19 protein-coding genes are annotated in these 16,093 nt (G+C 51.1%); all 19 read left to right on the top strand.

Annotation, left to right across the window (positions count from 1 at the left end; translation table 11 throughout):
* The first annotated feature begins 91 nt into the window (after positions 1-91).
* The 19 genes from spoIIIAA to I8U17_RS03510 all read left to right on the top strand — a co-directional run bounded on the left by spoIIIAA (position 92) and on the right by I8U17_RS03510 (position 16,033).
* Positions 92-1,066, top strand: coding sequence for a stage III sporulation protein AA (gene spoIIIAA / locus I8U17_RS03600; protein WP_198059074.1), 975 nt, complete (start codon positions 92-94; stop codon positions 1,064-1,066).
* Complete coding sequence (gene spoIIIAB, locus I8U17_RS03595) at positions 1,063-1,581, top strand: stage III sporulation protein SpoIIIAB (protein ID WP_033102363.1); 519 nt, start codon at positions 1,063-1,065, stop codon at positions 1,579-1,581. Before spoIIIAA ends, spoIIIAB begins: the two co-directional genes overlap by 4 nt.
* Positions 1,582-1,602: 21 nt before the next feature.
* Positions 1,603-1,809 carry a stage III sporulation protein AC gene (gene spoIIIAC, locus I8U17_RS03590; protein WP_033102362.1) on the top strand — a complete coding sequence of 69 codons (207 nt, stop codon included), beginning with the start codon at positions 1,603-1,605 and terminating at the stop codon, positions 1,807-1,809.
* A 15-nt stretch (positions 1,810-1,824) separates the two neighbouring features.
* Entirely contained in the window at positions 1,825-2,214 is a 390-nt protein-coding gene (gene spoIIIAD / locus I8U17_RS03585) for a stage III sporulation protein AD (protein ID WP_033102361.1), read from the top strand.
* Positions 2,215-2,226: 12 nt separating this feature from the next.
* The gene (gene spoIIIAE, locus I8U17_RS03580) at positions 2,227-3,429 is read left to right on the top strand and encodes a stage III sporulation protein AE (protein WP_198059041.1); all 1,203 of its coding nucleotides are present in this window, start codon (positions 2,227-2,229) and stop codon (positions 3,427-3,429) included.
* Between the two features lie 9 nt (positions 3,430-3,438).
* Positions 3,439-4,077 (top strand): stage III sporulation protein AF, encoded by a 639-nt coding sequence (spoIIIAF, locus tag I8U17_RS03575; protein WP_033102359.1) that lies wholly within the window; start codon positions 3,439-3,441, stop codon positions 4,075-4,077.
* Positions 4,078-4,088: 11 nt separating this feature from the next.
* Positions 4,089-4,715, top strand: coding sequence for a stage III sporulation protein AG (gene spoIIIAG, locus I8U17_RS03570; protein ID WP_033102358.1), 627 nt, complete (start codon positions 4,089-4,091; stop codon positions 4,713-4,715).
* 14 nt (positions 4,716-4,729) lie between these two features.
* Positions 4,730-5,287 (top strand): SpoIIIAH-like family protein, encoded by a 558-nt coding sequence (locus I8U17_RS03565; RefSeq protein ID WP_033101935.1) that lies wholly within the window; start codon positions 4,730-4,732, stop codon positions 5,285-5,287.
* Positions 5,288-5,632: 345 nt separating this feature from the next.
* Positions 5,633-6,151, top strand: a complete 519-nt coding sequence (gene accB / locus I8U17_RS03560; protein WP_198059040.1) for an acetyl-CoA carboxylase biotin carboxyl carrier protein — start codon at positions 5,633-5,635, stop codon at positions 6,149-6,151.
* A gap of 23 nt (positions 6,152-6,174) precedes the next feature.
* The gene (gene accC / locus I8U17_RS03555) at positions 6,175-7,527 is read left to right on the top strand and encodes an acetyl-CoA carboxylase biotin carboxylase subunit (protein ID WP_033101932.1); all 1,353 of its coding nucleotides are present in this window, start codon (positions 6,175-6,177) and stop codon (positions 7,525-7,527) included.
* Positions 7,528-7,533: 6 nt separating this feature from the next.
* A complete protein-coding gene (locus tag I8U17_RS03550; protein WP_033101931.1) occupies positions 7,534-7,932 on the top strand; it encodes an Asp23/Gls24 family envelope stress response protein in 399 nt (132 codons plus the stop codon).
* Between the two features lie 76 nt (positions 7,933-8,008).
* Complete coding sequence (gene nusB, locus I8U17_RS03545) at positions 8,009-8,440, top strand: transcription antitermination factor NusB (RefSeq protein WP_033101930.1); 432 nt, start codon at positions 8,009-8,011, stop codon at positions 8,438-8,440.
* A gap of 133 nt (positions 8,441-8,573) precedes the next feature.
* The gene (folD, locus tag I8U17_RS03540) at positions 8,574-9,431 is read left to right on the top strand and encodes a bifunctional methylenetetrahydrofolate dehydrogenase/methenyltetrahydrofolate cyclohydrolase FolD (RefSeq protein ID WP_033101929.1); all 858 of its coding nucleotides are present in this window, start codon (positions 8,574-8,576) and stop codon (positions 9,429-9,431) included.
* A 26-nt stretch (positions 9,432-9,457) separates the two neighbouring features.
* Positions 9,458-10,822 (top strand): exodeoxyribonuclease VII large subunit, encoded by a 1,365-nt coding sequence (gene xseA / locus I8U17_RS03535; protein WP_198054976.1) that lies wholly within the window; start codon positions 9,458-9,460, stop codon positions 10,820-10,822.
* Complete coding sequence (gene xseB, locus I8U17_RS03530; protein WP_198054975.1) at positions 10,815-11,075, top strand: exodeoxyribonuclease VII small subunit; 261 nt, start codon at positions 10,815-10,817, stop codon at positions 11,073-11,075. Before xseA ends, xseB begins: the two co-directional genes overlap by 8 nt.
* Positions 11,076-11,972, top strand: a complete 897-nt coding sequence (locus tag I8U17_RS03525; protein ID WP_370589208.1) for a polyprenyl synthetase family protein — start codon at positions 11,076-11,078, stop codon at positions 11,970-11,972.
* 736 nt (positions 11,973-12,708) lie between these two features.
* Complete coding sequence (locus I8U17_RS03520) at positions 12,709-13,332, top strand: hypothetical protein (RefSeq protein WP_198054974.1); 624 nt, start codon at positions 12,709-12,711, stop codon at positions 13,330-13,332.
* Complete coding sequence (dxs, locus tag I8U17_RS03515) at positions 13,313-15,202, top strand: 1-deoxy-D-xylulose-5-phosphate synthase (protein WP_198054973.1); 1,890 nt, start codon at positions 13,313-13,315, stop codon at positions 15,200-15,202. Before I8U17_RS03520 ends, dxs begins: the two co-directional genes overlap by 20 nt.
* A 9-nt stretch (positions 15,203-15,211) precedes the next feature.
* Positions 15,212-16,033 (top strand): TlyA family RNA methyltransferase, encoded by an 822-nt coding sequence (locus I8U17_RS03510; RefSeq protein WP_198059039.1) that lies wholly within the window; start codon positions 15,212-15,214, stop codon positions 16,031-16,033.
* Positions 16,034-16,093: the final 60 nt, after the last annotated feature.

The raw sequence follows: 16,093 nt of genomic DNA, 5'->3' as shown, positions 1-16,093 counted from the left end.
CCGCTCTTTTTTTATGCTTGTCATAATACGAACAAGCTTACATAAGAATGGGAATAAAAGATTTTTCTGGGACAGGAGGTGCTCCATGTCGATCAAACCCGTTTTGCGCATTCTTCCCCTGGCTCTTCGGGAATTGATCCAATCCCTTCCCCGGACGATTTTGGAGTCTCTTGAGGAAATCAGAATTCGGCAAGATCGGCCGTTGGAGATCATCACTTCGGAGCAATCCTGGTTTGTCAATCATTTGGCCCAGTTGACACATGCTCCGCGCGGTTCGTTTCTTCCCGGCAAAGAAGATTGCCTGAAAATACTGAACCTGATCAGCAATCATTCATTATATGCCATGGATGAAGAACTGAGAAAAGGTTTTGTGACCATCGAAGGAGGCCATCGGGTGGGACTGGTGGGCAGGGTTGTGATGGAGCAAGGAAAAGTAAAGCTACTGCGCGATGTCACCGGATTTAATGTGCGGATTGCCAGGCAGATCAAGGGGGTGGGGGAATCACTGATTCCGTTCGTTTTCCCGCATGGGCGTGCGGAAAATGTCCTGATCGTCTCACCGCCACAATGCGGCAAAACCACGCTGATTCGCGATCTGGCACGGTTGGCGAGCCTGGGCGGAGATCATCACCGGTCGCATAAAGTGGGAATTGTGGATGAGCGATCTGAAATCGCCGGCAGCGTGGGCGGGGTGCCGCAACACGATCTGGGGCCGCGAACCGATGTTTTGGATGCGTGTCCGAAAGCAGAAGGCATGATGATGATGATCCGCTCGATGTCCCCCGACATTCTGGTTGTGGATGAAATCGGCAGCAAAGAAGACAGCCAGGCCGTCCATGAAGCGGTCTATGCCGGGATCCGCCTCTTTGTTACCGTTCACGGCCAATCGGTGGATGAGATTCGGCGGCGGCCCATCTTGTCCGAGCTGATGGAGGAGGAAGTTTTTTCCCGCGTGATCGTCCTGAGCCGTTCCAAAGGACCGGGTACGGTGGAAGCGATATATAACCACATGTTTGAACCGCTTGACTTGTCCGTGTCCCGTTCGCGGAAGGTGCATCCCCTGTGATTAAATGGGCGGGCGCGATTTTCATTCTGATCGCTTCCACATGGGCGGGGTTTTTGCTCGCCGGAAATCTCCGGGAAAGGCCGCGGCAAATAAGGGAATTGCGCTCGTGTCTCGCCTTGTTGCAGACGGAAATCAATTATGGAGTCCGGCCATTGGCCGACGCTCTGTCCCGGATCGCTGAAACAGCCGGCGGCGCCCTTGCGCGAATTCTCGAAAAAGGCAGCAAAAATCTGCTCAGCATGGATGGTGAATCTACATACCAGTGTTTGCACCGGGCGATCGAGGAGGAGTGGCGTCATACTGCCCTGTCCAAAACAGAGAAAGAAATTCTGTTGAAATTGTGCCATGTGCTGGGCAATTCAAGTCGCGCGGATCAACTTCATCATTTGCAGCTGGCCGCCACCCGGCTGGAAATGGAAGAGAGCAAAGCAAGATCCGAACAGGAACGGTATGAAAAAATGTATAAAACGATGGGGATTTTGACCGGTGCGCTATTGGTAATTTTGTTGATTTAACGTGGCGGATGGAGGGTGACTATGCCGTACCATTTGGATTCAGTCTTCCAGATCGCAGGGATCGGGATCATCGTCGCGATGATTCACACGGTGCTAAAGCAGATGGGAAAAGAAGATTTCGCCCATTGGGTGACATTGTTCGGATTTGTGGTGGTGTTGTTTATGGTGGCGATGTTGGTTCAGGATTTGTTTCAAACAATCAAAAATGTGTTTCTTTTTCGCGCATGATGGGAGGCGATCCGCTTGGAAATTATCCAGGTGGTGGGTCTGGGCCTCGTCACGACGTTTCTGATCTTGGTCATTAAAGAGCAAAAACCGGTTTTCGCCTTTTTGCTGGCGACCTTTGTCGGGATTATCATTTTTATTTCCCTTGTCGGAAAAATCAGCGAAGTGATCGGCGTACTGGAAAATCTGGCCCATCAGGCGCACGTGAACAACTTGTTCCTTGAGACGATCCTCAAGATTATCGGCATTGCCTATATCGCTGAATTTGGCGCCCAGGTGACGCGCGATGCGGGACAAGGAGCCATCGCATCCAAGATTGAACTCGCCGGCAAGATTCTCATCATGGTTATGGCAATTCCGATCATCACTGTGATCATCGAAACGATTATGCAAATTTTACCTTCGTAAGGATGAACCCGTATGAGATGGAAAAGGCGATTTTTCTGGATGCTTCCGGTGATCCTGGCCCTTTGGTTTACCCCGCTCATCGCCGGGGCGCAAGAAGGCGGGGAAGGACAGGATGCTTCGATCACCAATCAGCTCATACGATCCCAGCTTAACCAGTTGCAGACAAAGCAGGTAGAGTCGTTTTGGAGCCAGCTCAGCGATGATTACGGCCAGTTTTTCGACCGGGGAAACTTTCCGAACCTGTTTGACATGCTGTTGTCCGGCAAAAAGGAATGGAGCATCAAAGATGTTGCCCTGGCTTTTCTGCGCTATTTTTTTCATGAAATTCTTTATAACGGGAAATTGCTTGGCAGCATTCTCATCCTGACTGTTTTCAGCATGATTCTGCAGACCCTGCAGACGGCCTTTGAACGAAATCAAGTTAGCAAAGTCGCTTATGCGATTGCGTTTTTGGTTTTGATTATTTTGATGGTGAACAGCTTTCATGTGGCCGTCGAAGCCGCGAGAACCGCGATCGGACGCATGATCGATTTCATGCTCGCCCTGGTTCCGCTCATGTTGACACTGATGATGACGATGGGAAATATCGGATCGGCCACGTTGTTTCACCCGTTTATCGTCTTTATGATTCATACGATTGGGACCTTTATCTATACCCTGGTCTTTCCGCTCCTTTTTTTCTCGGCGATCCTCAGCATCGTCAGCAGCTTGTCGGATAAATACAAGGTAAATCAGCTGGCGGGGCTGATGCGGAAAATCAGCATCTCGTTGCTTGGCGGATTGCTGACCATATTTCTCGGTGTCCTGTCCATTCAGGGAACGGCTTCGGCAGTGACGGACGGCATTACTTTGCGCACGGCCAAGTATATTACCGGCAATTTCGTTCCGGTCATCGGCCGCACGATCTCGGAAGCGGCTGACACGGTGGTGGGCGCTTCGCTGTTGGTGAAAAACACCATCGGTCTGGCGGGTGTCATTATTTTACTGATGATTTGCGCCTTTCCGGCGGTTAAAATTCTTTCGCTCGCGCTGATTTACAACTTCTCTGCGGCGGTGATGCAACCTTTGGGCAACAGCCCGATCATCGAAAGCCTTGAGACCATCGGCCGGACTTTGATCTACATTTTTGCCGCGCTGGCGACGGTCGGGCTGATGTTTTTTCTGGCAATTACGATTATCGTCGCTTCCGGGAACATCGCGGCGATGGTCAGGTAGGTGGTTACATTGATCGAGTGGCTCGGCGATTGGTTAAAACAAGTGATACTGCTGATTCTCATCGCCGCTTTTATCGATTTGCTGCTGCCCAATCATTCATTGGACCGGTATGTGAAGCTGGTGATGGGGCTGTTGATTATCATGGCGATCTTGTCGCCGATTTTCCATCTGCTTTCCAAGGATCTGGATTTGTCCCGGATCGCCTTTGGAACAATGAATCCGACGGGAAAAGGCATGGAGCCGATTTCGCAAATCCGGGAGGACAGCGCAAAAGTGAAACATTCCCAGACGGAGCAGATCCGCGACCGGTCGGAGCAGGCGATGGCTCAGGAAATCAAGGATCAGATAAACCGTCACTTTCACATCACGGTAGCCGATGCCGATGTGACGTTGGCGCAAAAGGAGAATCAATGGGAAATCAGACAGGTTCGGATTCTGCTGGAAGAAGGGAAAGCGGATGAAAATCCGGCCAATCCGGCAATGAAGCCGATCGAACCGGTACACATCCAAGTCGGGGATGAAAGTCCGCAACGGGCCAAAAACGACGAACAACAGCGGATCGGCGAGCGCATCTCCCGTTTTATCGCCGACAGCTGGGATCTGGCTCCCGATCAGATCATCGTCACCTTTACACAGCCGGATGGGTAGGAGGTGAAAGCATGTTTAAGAAATGGCTGGATCAAATCATCGGGAAAATGGGGGGGAGTGAAAAGCAAAAAAACCGCTTTGGCCTGATCATCATTATGGGCGGAGTCGGGCTGATGATCATGATTTTATCCTCATTTTTCAACGTCAGGGAAAATGACGGGCCTGAACTTTCCACGGGCAATCCTCCTTCGCTGGAGACCGGGGCAAAACCCCTGCAAAGCCGGGGTGACAGTGGAAGCATGCAGGAGTATGAGCGGATGTATGAAACGGAATTGAAAGAAGTGCTCAGCGAGATCGTCGGGGTTGATGATGTTTCGGTCATCGTGAATTTGGATTCCACTGAAGAAGAAGTGGTACAGACCGATGAGCGCGAATCCGAGCAGGTGACCACCGAACGCGATAAAAATGGCGGCAACCGTTCCATCACCCAAAACACCATTGATCGCAAAACCGCGTATTACCGCGGAGAGAACGGGGAGGTGCCCGTGATTGTCAAACGGTTGAAGCCAAAAGTGAGAGGGGTGCTCGTCGTTGCCAGGGGCGTGGAAAATCTGAAAGTGAAAGCGCTGGTCATTGAAGCGATCCAGCGTACACTCGATGTTCCGCTGCATCGAATTTCAGTTTTGCCAAGAGGATAAAAGGAGGGTAAAAAATGTCCATCAACAAACAAACAGTTTGGTTAATTACCATGCTTTCGATTATGGTGGTTTTGTCAGCCTATTATATTGTCACCGGTCCGGTTGAGCCGGTGGGGCAGGAAGCGAGCCGGTCCGAAAAAGCGGCCAAAGGGATCAATGTGGATATCAAACCGGTCGATCAGCCGGCAGCATCGGAAAAGGATATCCTCAAACAGCAAAACGACGATGATTATTTTGTCGGCTATCAGTTGGAACGCAGTACACTGAGGCAAAAGATGGTGGAAGATTACATGAAAGTACTGACCAATCCCGATGCTTCGGATCAGGATTTAAAGGAAGCAAACAGCAAAATTCAGCAGTTGATGAAAGTGGACAATCAGGAAACCGTTCTGGAAGATCTGATTCGCAAGCAAGGGTACAGTGACGCGGTTGTCGTTACAAACAATCCGCATGTCGATGTCGTTGTGCAGAGTGACAAATTAACCCCGCAGCAAGTGGTGAAGCTGATCAGCCTTGTCCGTCAGCATCTCAATGTTTCTCCGCAACACGTCTCTGTCGCTTACCGGCAGTAATATACGCATTTTGCGTTGGCCAGTTTCCGCAAAGGAACTGGTTTTTATTTTATCAAAACCGGTTTTTTCATCTCTGGCATGGAAAAAATAGTAAGACCTGTGTTTGTCTCGAATCTGGGGGTGGTCAAAGCCTTAAAAAAAAGTTATGCTATTAGCGGTGTCGGTAAAAAAACTGATTTTTATGAGAAGCGGGCGGAGGTTTCTGACTTTCCCCCGGGGAGCGGGCTCCCCCTTGTGGGTGTGCTGAGGGCACAAGTATAATAGGCCATGGAGTGCGGAAACACTCAAAACGGTTATAAGGACTTATGAAACTACATTTTTTCCGAAAACCAGGAGGGGCTGGAAATGGCATTCAAAATGCATGAAATTCGCGAACTCATTCGTTTAATTGATGAATCGCAAATCGAGGAATTTGAACTTGACAACGAAGGGGCAAAAGTAATCATCAAAAAAGCGACCGGACGTGCGGAAGCGATTTTGCCGCAACCGGGAATTGCCGGAGAGGCAAAGCCCGCAGCGGTACCGGCGGCTGCGGTAAAACCGGTTGAAACCCAAGCTGCCTCAGTGACTGCCGAAGCACCGGCCGAACCGAAAAAGCCGGCAGATGAACTGGATGACGCAAACTTACATAAAATTGTATCCCCGATGGTTGGAACGTTTTATCGCGCTCCTTCGCCGGATGCAGACCCCTATGTCAAAGAAGGGGATGAAATTCAGGAGAATACGGTTGTCTGCATCGTAGAAGCGATGAAGCTGATGAACGAGATCGAGGCGGAAGTGCGCGGCACTGTTGTCAAAGTGCTGGTTGAAAACGGTCAACTGGTTGAATACGGTCAGCCGCTGTTCCTGGTAAAACGTTCGTAAGGCCGTGGAAGGGGAGACACTGAATGTTTAAGAAAGTATTGATCGCAAACCGCGGCGAAATTGCGGTCCGGATCATTCGGGCCTGCCGGGAACTCGGTATCAGCACGGTCGCGGTTTTCTCCGAAGCCGATCGCGATGCGCTTCATGTAACATTGGCGGATGAAGCCTATTGCATCGGTCCGGCACCGGGAAAAGAGAGTTATCTCAATATGACCAACCTGCTGAGTACTGCGACGCTCGTCGGAGTGGATGCCATCCATCCGGGGTATGGTTTTTTAGCGGAAAACGCGGATTTTGCCGAACTCTGCGCCGAATGTAATATTACCTTTATCGGACCATCGCCGGAAGCGATTACGAGGATGGGCGATAAAACCACAGCAAAAGAAACGATGAAGGAGGCCGGGGTACCGACGGTTCCGGGAACGGAGGGCATTATCGAGGATCTGGATGAAGCCGCCAAAACAGCGAAAGAAATCGGCTACCCCGTCATTGTCAAAGCGACTGCGGGCGGTGGCGGCAAAGGAATGCGCATCGTTCATAACGAAGAAGAATTAAAACGCGCCATCAATCTCGCACAGAAAGAGGCGGAAGCCAATTTTGGCAATCCGGGTGTTTATCTGGAAAAATTTTTGGTGCAACCAAGACATATCGAGATCCAGATTTTGGCCGACAACTACGGGAATTGCATCCATTTGGGAGAACGGGATTGTTCCATTCAGCGCCGTTATCAAAAGCTGATCGAAGAAGCCCCTTCGCCGGCCTTAAATCCCGAGCTGCGGGAGCGAATGGGGGAGGCGGCTGTTCGGGCGGCGAAATCGGTAAATTATTCCGGAGCGGGAACAGTCGAATTTTTGCTTGACCGCGAAGGCAATTTTTACTTTATGGAGATGAACACACGCATTCAGGTGGAGCATCCGGTGACGGAACTGATTACGGGTGTCGATCTCGTGAAAGAGCAAATTCTCATCGCCGCCGGAAAGAAATTGGAAATCAGCCAGAAAGATGTCCGGTTTGACGGTTGGGCCATCGAGTGCCGCATCAATGCGGAACGGCCGGATAAAAACTTTATGCCTTCTCCGGGAACGGTTGAATTTTACCTGCCGCCCGGCGGAAACGGTGTGCGCGTGGACAGCGCCTGCTATCAGGGATATCGGATTACTCCGTATTACGATTCGATGATCGCCAAGCTGATCGTATGGGGAAAAGACCGCCAGGAAGCGATCGATCGCATGAATCGCGCCCTGCGGGAATTTGCTGTCGATGGGGTTTACACCACCATCCCGTTCCATTTACAAGTCATTAACCATTCAAAATTCATCTCCGGTGATTTCCATATCCAGTTTTTGGAAACGACTAATTTAGATGAGGAGCGTTAGGATCAAATGAACGAAGTATATCGCTACGACGAAAACCAATTGGGGAAAGTGGAGATTGCTCCCGAGGTGATTCAGATCATTTCCGGCATTGCCGCTTCCCGTGTTGAAGGTGTGGTCGGTCTCAGCGGTGGCGTTGCCAGCAACCTGAACCAGCTGTTGGGGAGAAAAAATGTTAAAAAAGGGATTCGCGTAGAGCTGGATGATCAATTGGTGATTGAACTGGCTGTAGTCGTACAGTACGGATATAACATCCCCGAAGTGGGTCAGGAAATTCAGGAGCAGGTAAAATCGGCTGTGGAAAGCATGACCGGATTGATTGTCGATCAGGTGGTAGTCCGGGTTGACGGCATCAAATTCCCTCAGGAAAAAAATACCGAACAGGAATCTTCCGGGAGGGTAAGATAGAGAATGATCAGCCCTTCAGGGGCGTATATTTGAACCGGGCTTTACGGCTCGGGCTTCTTTTTGGAGGAAAGTTGGAATGAGCAGAAGAACGGTAAGAGAAAAAGTGGTTCAAGCACTTTATGAGTGCGATTTTCACCCGGACAATGTAGAAGAGGTAATCGCGAGCCGCGGCGGAAAGCTGAACGAAGAGGATCGGTCGTTTTATTTGCGCCTGGCTCACGGGATCAGGCAACATGCCGCCGGCGCTGATGCGATTATCACCCGGTTTTTGAAAAAAGGTTGGTCAGTTGGCCGGCTCTCTTCGGTTGACCGTACCATCCTGCGTATGGCCGTCTATGAATTGCTTTTTGAAGATACGCCAAAAGCGGCTGTCTTAAACGAAGCGGTTGAACTTGGCAAGGCGTTCGGCGGGCCCGAGTCGGGAAGATTTATCAATGGAGTGCTCGGTAGTGTCGTCGCCAATTTGGAACAAATCAAGCAAGAACAAAAGCAGATACAAGAGAGTTGACGCAGAGAGGGGAAGTACACCCTCTCATATTTTTTAAATCACGAACATTACCTGAAACTTTACAGTCAAAAAATAACGATATAAACTGAACATTAACGAGGTTTACATCAATTAATGTTAAGGAGTTGGGATAATGACTGCAAAGTTGATCAATGGGAAAGAGGTTGCACAAACGGTAAGAAATGAGTTAAAACAAGAAGTGATCCGGTTAAAAGAACAGGGGATTGAACCTGGACTTACCGTTATCTTGGTAGGAAACAATCCTGCCTCGGAAACATATGTACGAGGAAAAATACGCGCATCCGAAGAGGTGGGAATCCGTTCCAATCTGGTGCGCATGAGTGAAGAAGCTTCGGAAGAAGAGCTGCTTGCCGTTGTGAAACAGTTAAATGAGGACCCGGCTGTTCACGGGATTTTGGTGCAATTGCCGCTGCCGGCCCACATGGATCCGAACAAGGTGATCGCGACCATTTCACCGAATAAGGATGTCGACGGCTTTACCCCGATCAATATGGGGAACCTTTTGGTCGGGTTGGAGGGAATCATCCCTTGCACACCTTACGGAATCATGGAACTCCTGAAGCGTTCCGGCATCGAGACAGAAGGCAAACATGCCGTGGTGGTGGGCCGCAGCAATATCGTCGGCAAACCGATTTCTCTCTTGTTGCAGCAAGCGAATGCAACGGTTACGATGTGTCATTCGCGTACGCGTGATCTGCCTTCTTTTACAAAGCAGGCTGACATTCTTGTGGTCGCAGTCGGTATGGCGGAGATGATTACCGCTGATCATGTGAAACCGGGTGCTGTCGTGATCGATGTGGGCATGAACCGCAATCGCGAAGGGAAATTGGTCGGCGATGTCGATTTTGGCGGGGTGGCTCCGCTCGCATCGGCCATCACTCCCGTGCCGGGCGGCGTCGGGCCGATGACGGTGGCCATGCTGATGAAAAACACCGTCATCGCAGCCAAACAGATTCACGGCATCAGTTAATCCCTTCACTTCAAAGGGGGAGTCGCATGATTCGCGAACCGGAACGCGAGGTCTGGTCTGTCACCGAATTGGTTCAGTATCTTTACGATATATTGGATTTGGATGAGAATCTGAAAAAAATCTGGGTTGAAGGTGAGATCACCAACTTCTCCCAGCACAGCAAAAGCCGGCATATGTATTTCACGTTAAAGGATGAACAAACCGCCATCGATGCGGTCATGTTTGCCGGGAATAACCGCCGCTTGCGCTTTACACCCAAAAATGGCGACCGGGTTTTGGTTCGCGGCTACGTCTCCATCTACATGAAGGACGGGCATTTGCAGTTATATGTGCAGGATATGCGCCTGAGCGGAATCGGCGATTTGTATGTTGCGTTTCAACGCTTGAAAGAACAATTGCAGGCTGAGGGGTTGTTTGATGTCCCCAAAAAGAAATTGCCTTCCTTCCCCAGGAGGGTGGGCGTGATCACTTCAGCCAGCGGGGCAGCCGTTCGTGATATTATTGTCACGATGCGGCGCCGCCTCCCCATGACGCCGATTTTGCTCTATCCCGTCTCGGTGCAGGGAGAAAAAGCGGCGAAGGAGATTGCTGAGGCGATCGATCATATGAACAGGTTGATGGAGGTTGATGTCCTGATCGTCGGCCGTGGCGGAGGTTCATTGGAAGAGCTGTGGGCATTTAACGAGGAGATCGTTGCCCGCAGCATTTTTCGCTCCGTGATCCCCGTTGTATCCGCAGTCGGACATGAAACCGATGTGACGATCAGCGATTTTGTCGCCGATGCGCGCGCGGCCACCCCGACAGCGGCGGCAGAAATGGTGGTTCCGCACATCGCCGAGCTTCATGACCGCCTCACCCATCTTTACAAGAGGTTGCTCTACGCCCAAACGAGCCTGATGAACCGCTTAAAGGAGCGCTTGCACAAAAATGTGGATCGTCCGATCTTCACTAATCCCAATGCCCGTCTGTATCAATATGCCCAGCATGTCGATTCGCTTGAGATCCGTCTGCAAAATGCAATGGGCAAACTGATTGAAAAAAAGGACAGGCAGTTGGAACAAAGGGTGTACCGGTTAACAGCCTTTCATCCGCAGAGAAGAGTGGAGAAAGAAGCGGAGCGTCTTGAACTGCTCAAGCGGGATGCCAACTGGCATTTGCGAAATTTGCTCAAAGACAAGGCAAAACAGTACCAGCATCTGCTTGCCAAACTGGATAGCTTAAGCCCGCTGAAGGTTATGCTCCGGGGATATTCGCTCGTTTATCGCCATGATGGAAAAACCCTGGTAAAATCATATCGGCAGGCTGCCCCGGGGGACCTGATTCGCGTTCGTCTGGCTGAAGGCCAACTCAAATGCCAGGTGTGGAAATCGGAGGAGACAGAGAATGAGTGAACCGCAAAAAAATTCTTCCTTGGAATCGCTGCCTTTTGAAGAGGCGCTGAAGCGGCTGGAGGAAGTGGTGGAGATTTTGGAAAAAGGAGATACGCCGCTGGAACAGGCGATTCAACTTTTTGATGAAGGCATGAAGCTGGCCCACATCTGTGGCAAAAAGCTGGAGTGGGCAGAACAGCAGGTGGAGATGCTGGTGCAGGAGAACGGGGAATGGGTGAAAAAATCGTTTAAGGTTGAGGAGGATTCGGAGTAGGTGCAAACGATCAAATCCTATATTGAGGAAAAAGCGGAGCGGGTGCATGAGGCGCTCGACGAGTATACGGCCCGGATGCAAGGGATTCCGCCTCTTTTAAAAGAAGCGATGCGGTACTCGCTCCTGGCAGGCGGGAAACGCTTGCGCCCTGTCCTGGTGCTGGCGACCGTGGAAGCGCTGGGAGGAGAAGAAACGGCTGCTCTTCCCTTTGCTTGCGCCATCGAGATGATCCACACGTATTCTTTGATCCATGACGATTTGCCGAGCATGGATGATGATGATTACCGCCGGGGAAAATTGACCAATCACAAGGTATTTGGCGAGGCTTATGCCATTTTGGCCGGGGATGCGCTTTTAACCGAAGCGTTTGGTCTGATGGCAAAAGGGGGCAAAGAGGCTGCGCTCGCGCCGGAGATTCTGCTCACCATTATTGAGGAAGGAGCTCGTTTTGCCGGAGCACGAGGGATGGTCGGCGGCCAGGTTGATGATTTGCTGGGGGAAAACGGTGCGGTTTCCCTCGAGCAGCTGGAAAGCATTCATCGCCGCAAAACGGGTGATTTGATGGCCTACTCGGTCAGGACGGGAGCTTATCTCGGAGGAGCTTCTCCGGAGGTCCTTGAATCCTTGACCCGATTTGCCTATGATTTGGGGCTTGCTTTTCAAATTCAGGATGATATTCTGGACGTGATCGGAGATCAGCAAGTGATCGGCAAACCGGTGGGGAGTGATGAAGAAAAGCATAAAGCTACCTATCCCGCTCTCCTGGGACTGGAGGAATCGAAAAGGAAACTGACAGAGATCACAAACCGGGCCAAACGCCATGTCGAAGGTTATGAAGAATTGAATCCCGCCAGTTTGATGGGAATCGCCGATTATCTGTTACAGCGCGATCGGTAAGTTCTGCATGATGCCAACATATCCGGCTTATGTTATAATAAAATTTACTTAAGGAAGAGTGGTGCAGTATTCTAGTCAGCTCACCCCCTCTGAAGGCGGGGCTAAAAATCCGCTAAAGGGCACAGCGATGAAGTTCTTGGTGTTGGCTTGTGGCGCCCAGCTGCGGGCTGATGCTGGGAGTTAAGGGAGAAGGGCGATCCGCAAGGGCATGCGGGCGTTGACCCTCCTCCCGCGGAGGCCCAAGTTCGTCGCTTTGAGACTTCGTTTCAGCGATGGCTTGGGGGATGAACCTGCATTCGGGTCAACCCTGGGTGCAGCGTAGCCTGCCTTGAGTGGCAAAGTGGGGATATTCGGAGTTGTTCCGAATTGAAAGCTCTGTTGCAAAAGAGGCTAGGAGGGGAGCTCGGGCTGTTGAGGAAAACTCCTAGACTGTTTGCCGGTGATGGCAAGGCTGTTCAGGGATTAAAGTACGGACTAAGTGGCAATCCAGTCCGGTGACCGGTGACGGCGCCGAGAGGGGTTGTAAAGGGAAACCGCCTGATCGGCGACGATCGGGATACCCCTTTGGGAAATCCTACTGGACCTAAGCCGTAGAATTTACCTGGATAGCTTCCACTCGCTCCCACATATAAGGTTTGAAACCGGGGAAATTACATACTAACTATTGGGGAACCGGTCTATTTCAAGACCGGCGTTTTTCTGATACTGGCCTTTGGAGAAGGAGAATCGGCGCTTTATGACTTCATTACTCCATAAATCGTTGCGCTTTGCGATCACTGTCAGTTTGATTACTGCACTTATAGCTGTATTTTTCTCTCTGTTCTCCACCACTTTGATGGCCGGGCTCACCTGGGGTGGAGGGATTGTGGTTCTATTCGCGATCGTAGTGCTCGGCATTTTGTTCGATATGTTGGGGATCGCAGCAGCGGCGGCTAAAGAAAAGCCATTTCACGCGATGGCGGCCAAAAAGATTCCGGGAGCGAAGGAATCGATTGGCATTGTTCGCCGGGCAGATCAATTTTCCAGTTTTTGCAACGATGTGGTTGGAGATATCAGCGGGGTCATTAGCGGATCAGCCAGTTTTGCCGTGGCGGCTTCGCTTATTGCCACCTTTCCCCAATGGGGGAAGCAGAAATGGCTGATTGATGTGGTTTTGGTCTCGGTTATTTCCGCCCTGACAGTAGGGGGGAAAGCGTTGGCCAAAACCGTTGCCATTCATTATGCAAACGAAATCATTTATCGAGTGGGAATTGTATTTTACTGGGTAAACCGAAAACTTCATCTCTCCTTGTTTCATGTGAAATCGAACAAGAAAAGAAAGCGAAAGCGAGGCGTTTTACGTGCTCCTCGAACGAGTTAATTCGCCGGATCAACTGAAACAACTGCCTGTGGAAGAACTCCCGAAGCTGGCGGAGGAAATTCGCAGGTTTCTGATCGAGAGTTTATCGAAAACAGGCGGACATTTGGCGTCCAATCTGGGGGTGGTCGAACTGACGATCGCTCTTCACTATTTGTTTGACAGTCCCCGTGACAAACTGTTGTGGGATGTGGGCCATCAAGCTTACGTTCACAAAATTTTAACCGGACGCCGGGAGTTGTTTCCCACACTCAGGCAATACAAAGGGTTGTGCGGCTTTCCGAAAATGAGAGAAAGCGCACATGATTGCTGGGAGACCGGTCACAGCAGCACGTCGTTATCCGGTGCGATGGGAATGGCGGCCGCACGTGATCTGAAAGGGGAAGATTACAAGGTGATCGCCGTGATCGGCGACGGTGCCCTGACCGGCGGGATGGCATTGGAAGCGCTCAATCATATCGGTGAAACGAAAAAAGACCTGATGATCGTCCTGAATGATAATGAGATGTCGATCAGTCCCAATGTCGGCGCGCTTCACAATCACCTGGGGCGGCTTAGGACCAATAAGAGTTACAACAAAATGAAGGCAGAAGTGGAACAACTCCTGAAAAAAATCCCGACTGTCGGCGTTCCGTTTGCCAAGACCCTGGAACGGATAAAGGACAGTTTCAAATATCTGCTGGTTTCCGGTGTTTTTTTTGAAACGTTGGGCTTCACTTATTTGGGGCCGGTGGATGGCCACAAGCTGGATGAACTGATGGAAAGCCTGCGCATGGCCGGGCAAACCAAAGGACCGGTGGTGGTTCATGTCGTAACGCGCAAAGGTTACGGATATGAACCGGCCGAAAACGATTCGGTCGTTTACCACGGAGTGGGGACTTACAAGATTGAATCGGGTGCATTCCAAAAGAAAGCAGGCGGTGCTCCGGCTTATCCCGCCGTCTTCGGAGACACCCTGGTTCGCCTGGCCGAAGAGGATGAGCGAATCGTTGCCATTACGCCCGCCATGTTGACGGGTTCAAAACTGGAGAAATTCTGTGAAAAATTCCCGGAACGCTGTTTTGACGTGGGTATTGCCGAACAGCATGCGGTCACGTTTGCAGCCGGATTGGCTACACAGGGATTGAAGCCGGTGCTGGCGATATATTCCACGTTTTTGCAGCGGGGGTACGACCAGTTCATCCACGACGTGTGCCGGCAGAAGTTGCCCGTCGTGTTCGCCGTCGACCGTGCCGGTTTTGTCGGGGAAGACGGGGAAACGCACCAGGGCGTCTACGATATCAGCTATTTGCGCAACCAGCCGGGCATGGTGATCATGATGCCGAAAGATGAAAATGAGCTGCAACACATGCTCTATACGGCAGTTCAGTATGATAAAGGGCCGGTTGCCGTGCGTTATTCCAAAGCGGCGGGCGTCGGGGTTCCGATGGATGAAGAATTTAAGCTGATCCCCATCGGAAAATCGGAAGAAGTCCGCCCGGGTACTGATGTGGCGCTCCTGGCTTTTGGCACCATGGTGCAAACCGCTCTGGAAGCGGCCGGGCTCCTTGAGGAAAAAGGGATCAATGCCCGTGTCATCAATGCCCGTTTTGCCAAGCCGCTGGACAGGGAATTGCTCGACCGGCTGGCTGATGAGAAAATCCCGATCATCACGCTGGAAGAAGCGTGCATCGAAGGCGGTTTCGGCAGCGCGGTGCTCGAGTATTTCGCGGCGCGGGAAATCAGTGATATCCGGATAAAAATCCTCGGTGTTCCCGATTATTATGTGGAGCACGGAAGCATTCGCGAGCAGCTGGAGGAAGTCGGATTAACTCCGGAGCAAATTGCCGATACTGTTAATACGTTCTTATCGCAAAAAATACAGAAAGCTTGAGGGTTACCAGTGGAGAAAGAACGGATCGATCTTTTATTGGTGGAAAAAGGGTATTATCCGAGCCGGGAACAAGCGCGACGTTCCATTATGGCCGGTCTGGTCTATGTGAATAACGAACGGGTCGAAAAAGCGGGGACGAAAGTCCCCGTAGATGCTATTATTGAGGTGAAAGGCAGGTTGCATTCCTACGTGAGCCGCGGCGGGTTGAAATTGGAAGAAGCGCTCCGAGTCTTTCCCATCCGCTTGCAAAATCGCGTCATGCTGGATATCGGGGCTTCTACCGGCGGGTTTACCGACTGTGCCCTGCAGCACGATGCGAAACAGGTGTATGCGATCGATGTGGGATACGGCCAGCTCGCCTGGAAATTGCGCCAAGACCCGCGTGTCATCGTGATGGAACGCACCAATTTCCGTTATTTAAATCCGGAAGACCTGAAGGGAGAACAGCCGGATTTTGCCGTCATCGATGTCTCATTTATCTCTCTTTCCCACATTTTGCCCAACTTAAAGCGGCTTTTGTCACCCGGTGGGGAAGTAGTTGCTTTAGTCAAGCCGCAGTTTGAAGCTGGAAAAGAGCAAGTGGGAAAAAAAGGGGTGATCAAGGACCCCAAAGTTCACCGGCAAGTGCTGCGCCGCTTTGTTGAAATGGCTCACATGCTCGGTTATCATGTGATGGGACTCACCTTCTCTCCGATCAAGGGCGGGGAAGGGAATATTGAGTTTTTGGCTTATCTGCGTCTGGAAAAAGCGGAGACTCCGGATCCGTGGGATGAGCGAATTGCGGAAGTGGTCGAAGAGGCGCACCGCCGCTTATCATCCGCTCAAGGGTAACCGGTCCGGATTCCCTGCCTCAAGTTTGGCATCAGGGCAGGTTTCATCTGAAGGAACTTC

The organism is Thermoactinomyces sp. CICC 10521 (assembly GCF_016055135.1).
GTDB lineage: Bacteria > Bacillota > Bacilli > Thermoactinomycetales > Thermoactinomycetaceae > Thermoactinomyces_A > Thermoactinomyces_A daqus.
Note: the sequence above shows the minus strand (reverse complement) of the source record. Positions and strands in the feature narration are given on the sequence as shown.

Coding starts and splice junctions, on each gene's coding strand:
- spoIIIAC (WP_033102362.1), top strand. CDS start 1,603: ATGCCGTACCATTTGGATTCAGTCTTCCAGATCGCAGGGATCGGGATC.
- spoIIIAE (WP_198059041.1), top strand. CDS start 2,227: ATGAGATGGAAAAGGCGATTTTTCTGGATGCTTCCGGTGATCCTGGCC.
- spoIIIAG (WP_033102358.1), top strand. CDS start 4,089: ATGTTTAAGAAATGGCTGGATCAAATCATCGGGAAAATGGGGGGGAGT.
- I8U17_RS03565 (WP_033101935.1), top strand. CDS start 4,730: ATGTCCATCAACAAACAAACAGTTTGGTTAATTACCATGCTTTCGATT.
- accB (WP_198059040.1), top strand. CDS start 5,633: ATGGCATTCAAAATGCATGAAATTCGCGAACTCATTCGTTTAATTGAT.
- accC (WP_033101932.1), top strand. CDS start 6,175: ATGTTTAAGAAAGTATTGATCGCAAACCGCGGCGAAATTGCGGTCCGG.
- I8U17_RS03550 (WP_033101931.1), top strand. CDS start 7,534: ATGAACGAAGTATATCGCTACGACGAAAACCAATTGGGGAAAGTGGAG.
- nusB (WP_033101930.1), top strand. CDS start 8,009: ATGAGCAGAAGAACGGTAAGAGAAAAAGTGGTTCAAGCACTTTATGAG.
- folD (WP_033101929.1), top strand. CDS start 8,574: ATGACTGCAAAGTTGATCAATGGGAAAGAGGTTGCACAAACGGTAAGA.
- xseA (WP_198054976.1), top strand. CDS start 9,458: ATGATTCGCGAACCGGAACGCGAGGTCTGGTCTGTCACCGAATTGGTT.
- xseB (WP_198054975.1), top strand. CDS start 10,815: ATGAGTGAACCGCAAAAAAATTCTTCCTTGGAATCGCTGCCTTTTGAA.
- I8U17_RS03520 (WP_198054974.1), top strand. CDS start 12,709: ATGACTTCATTACTCCATAAATCGTTGCGCTTTGCGATCACTGTCAGT.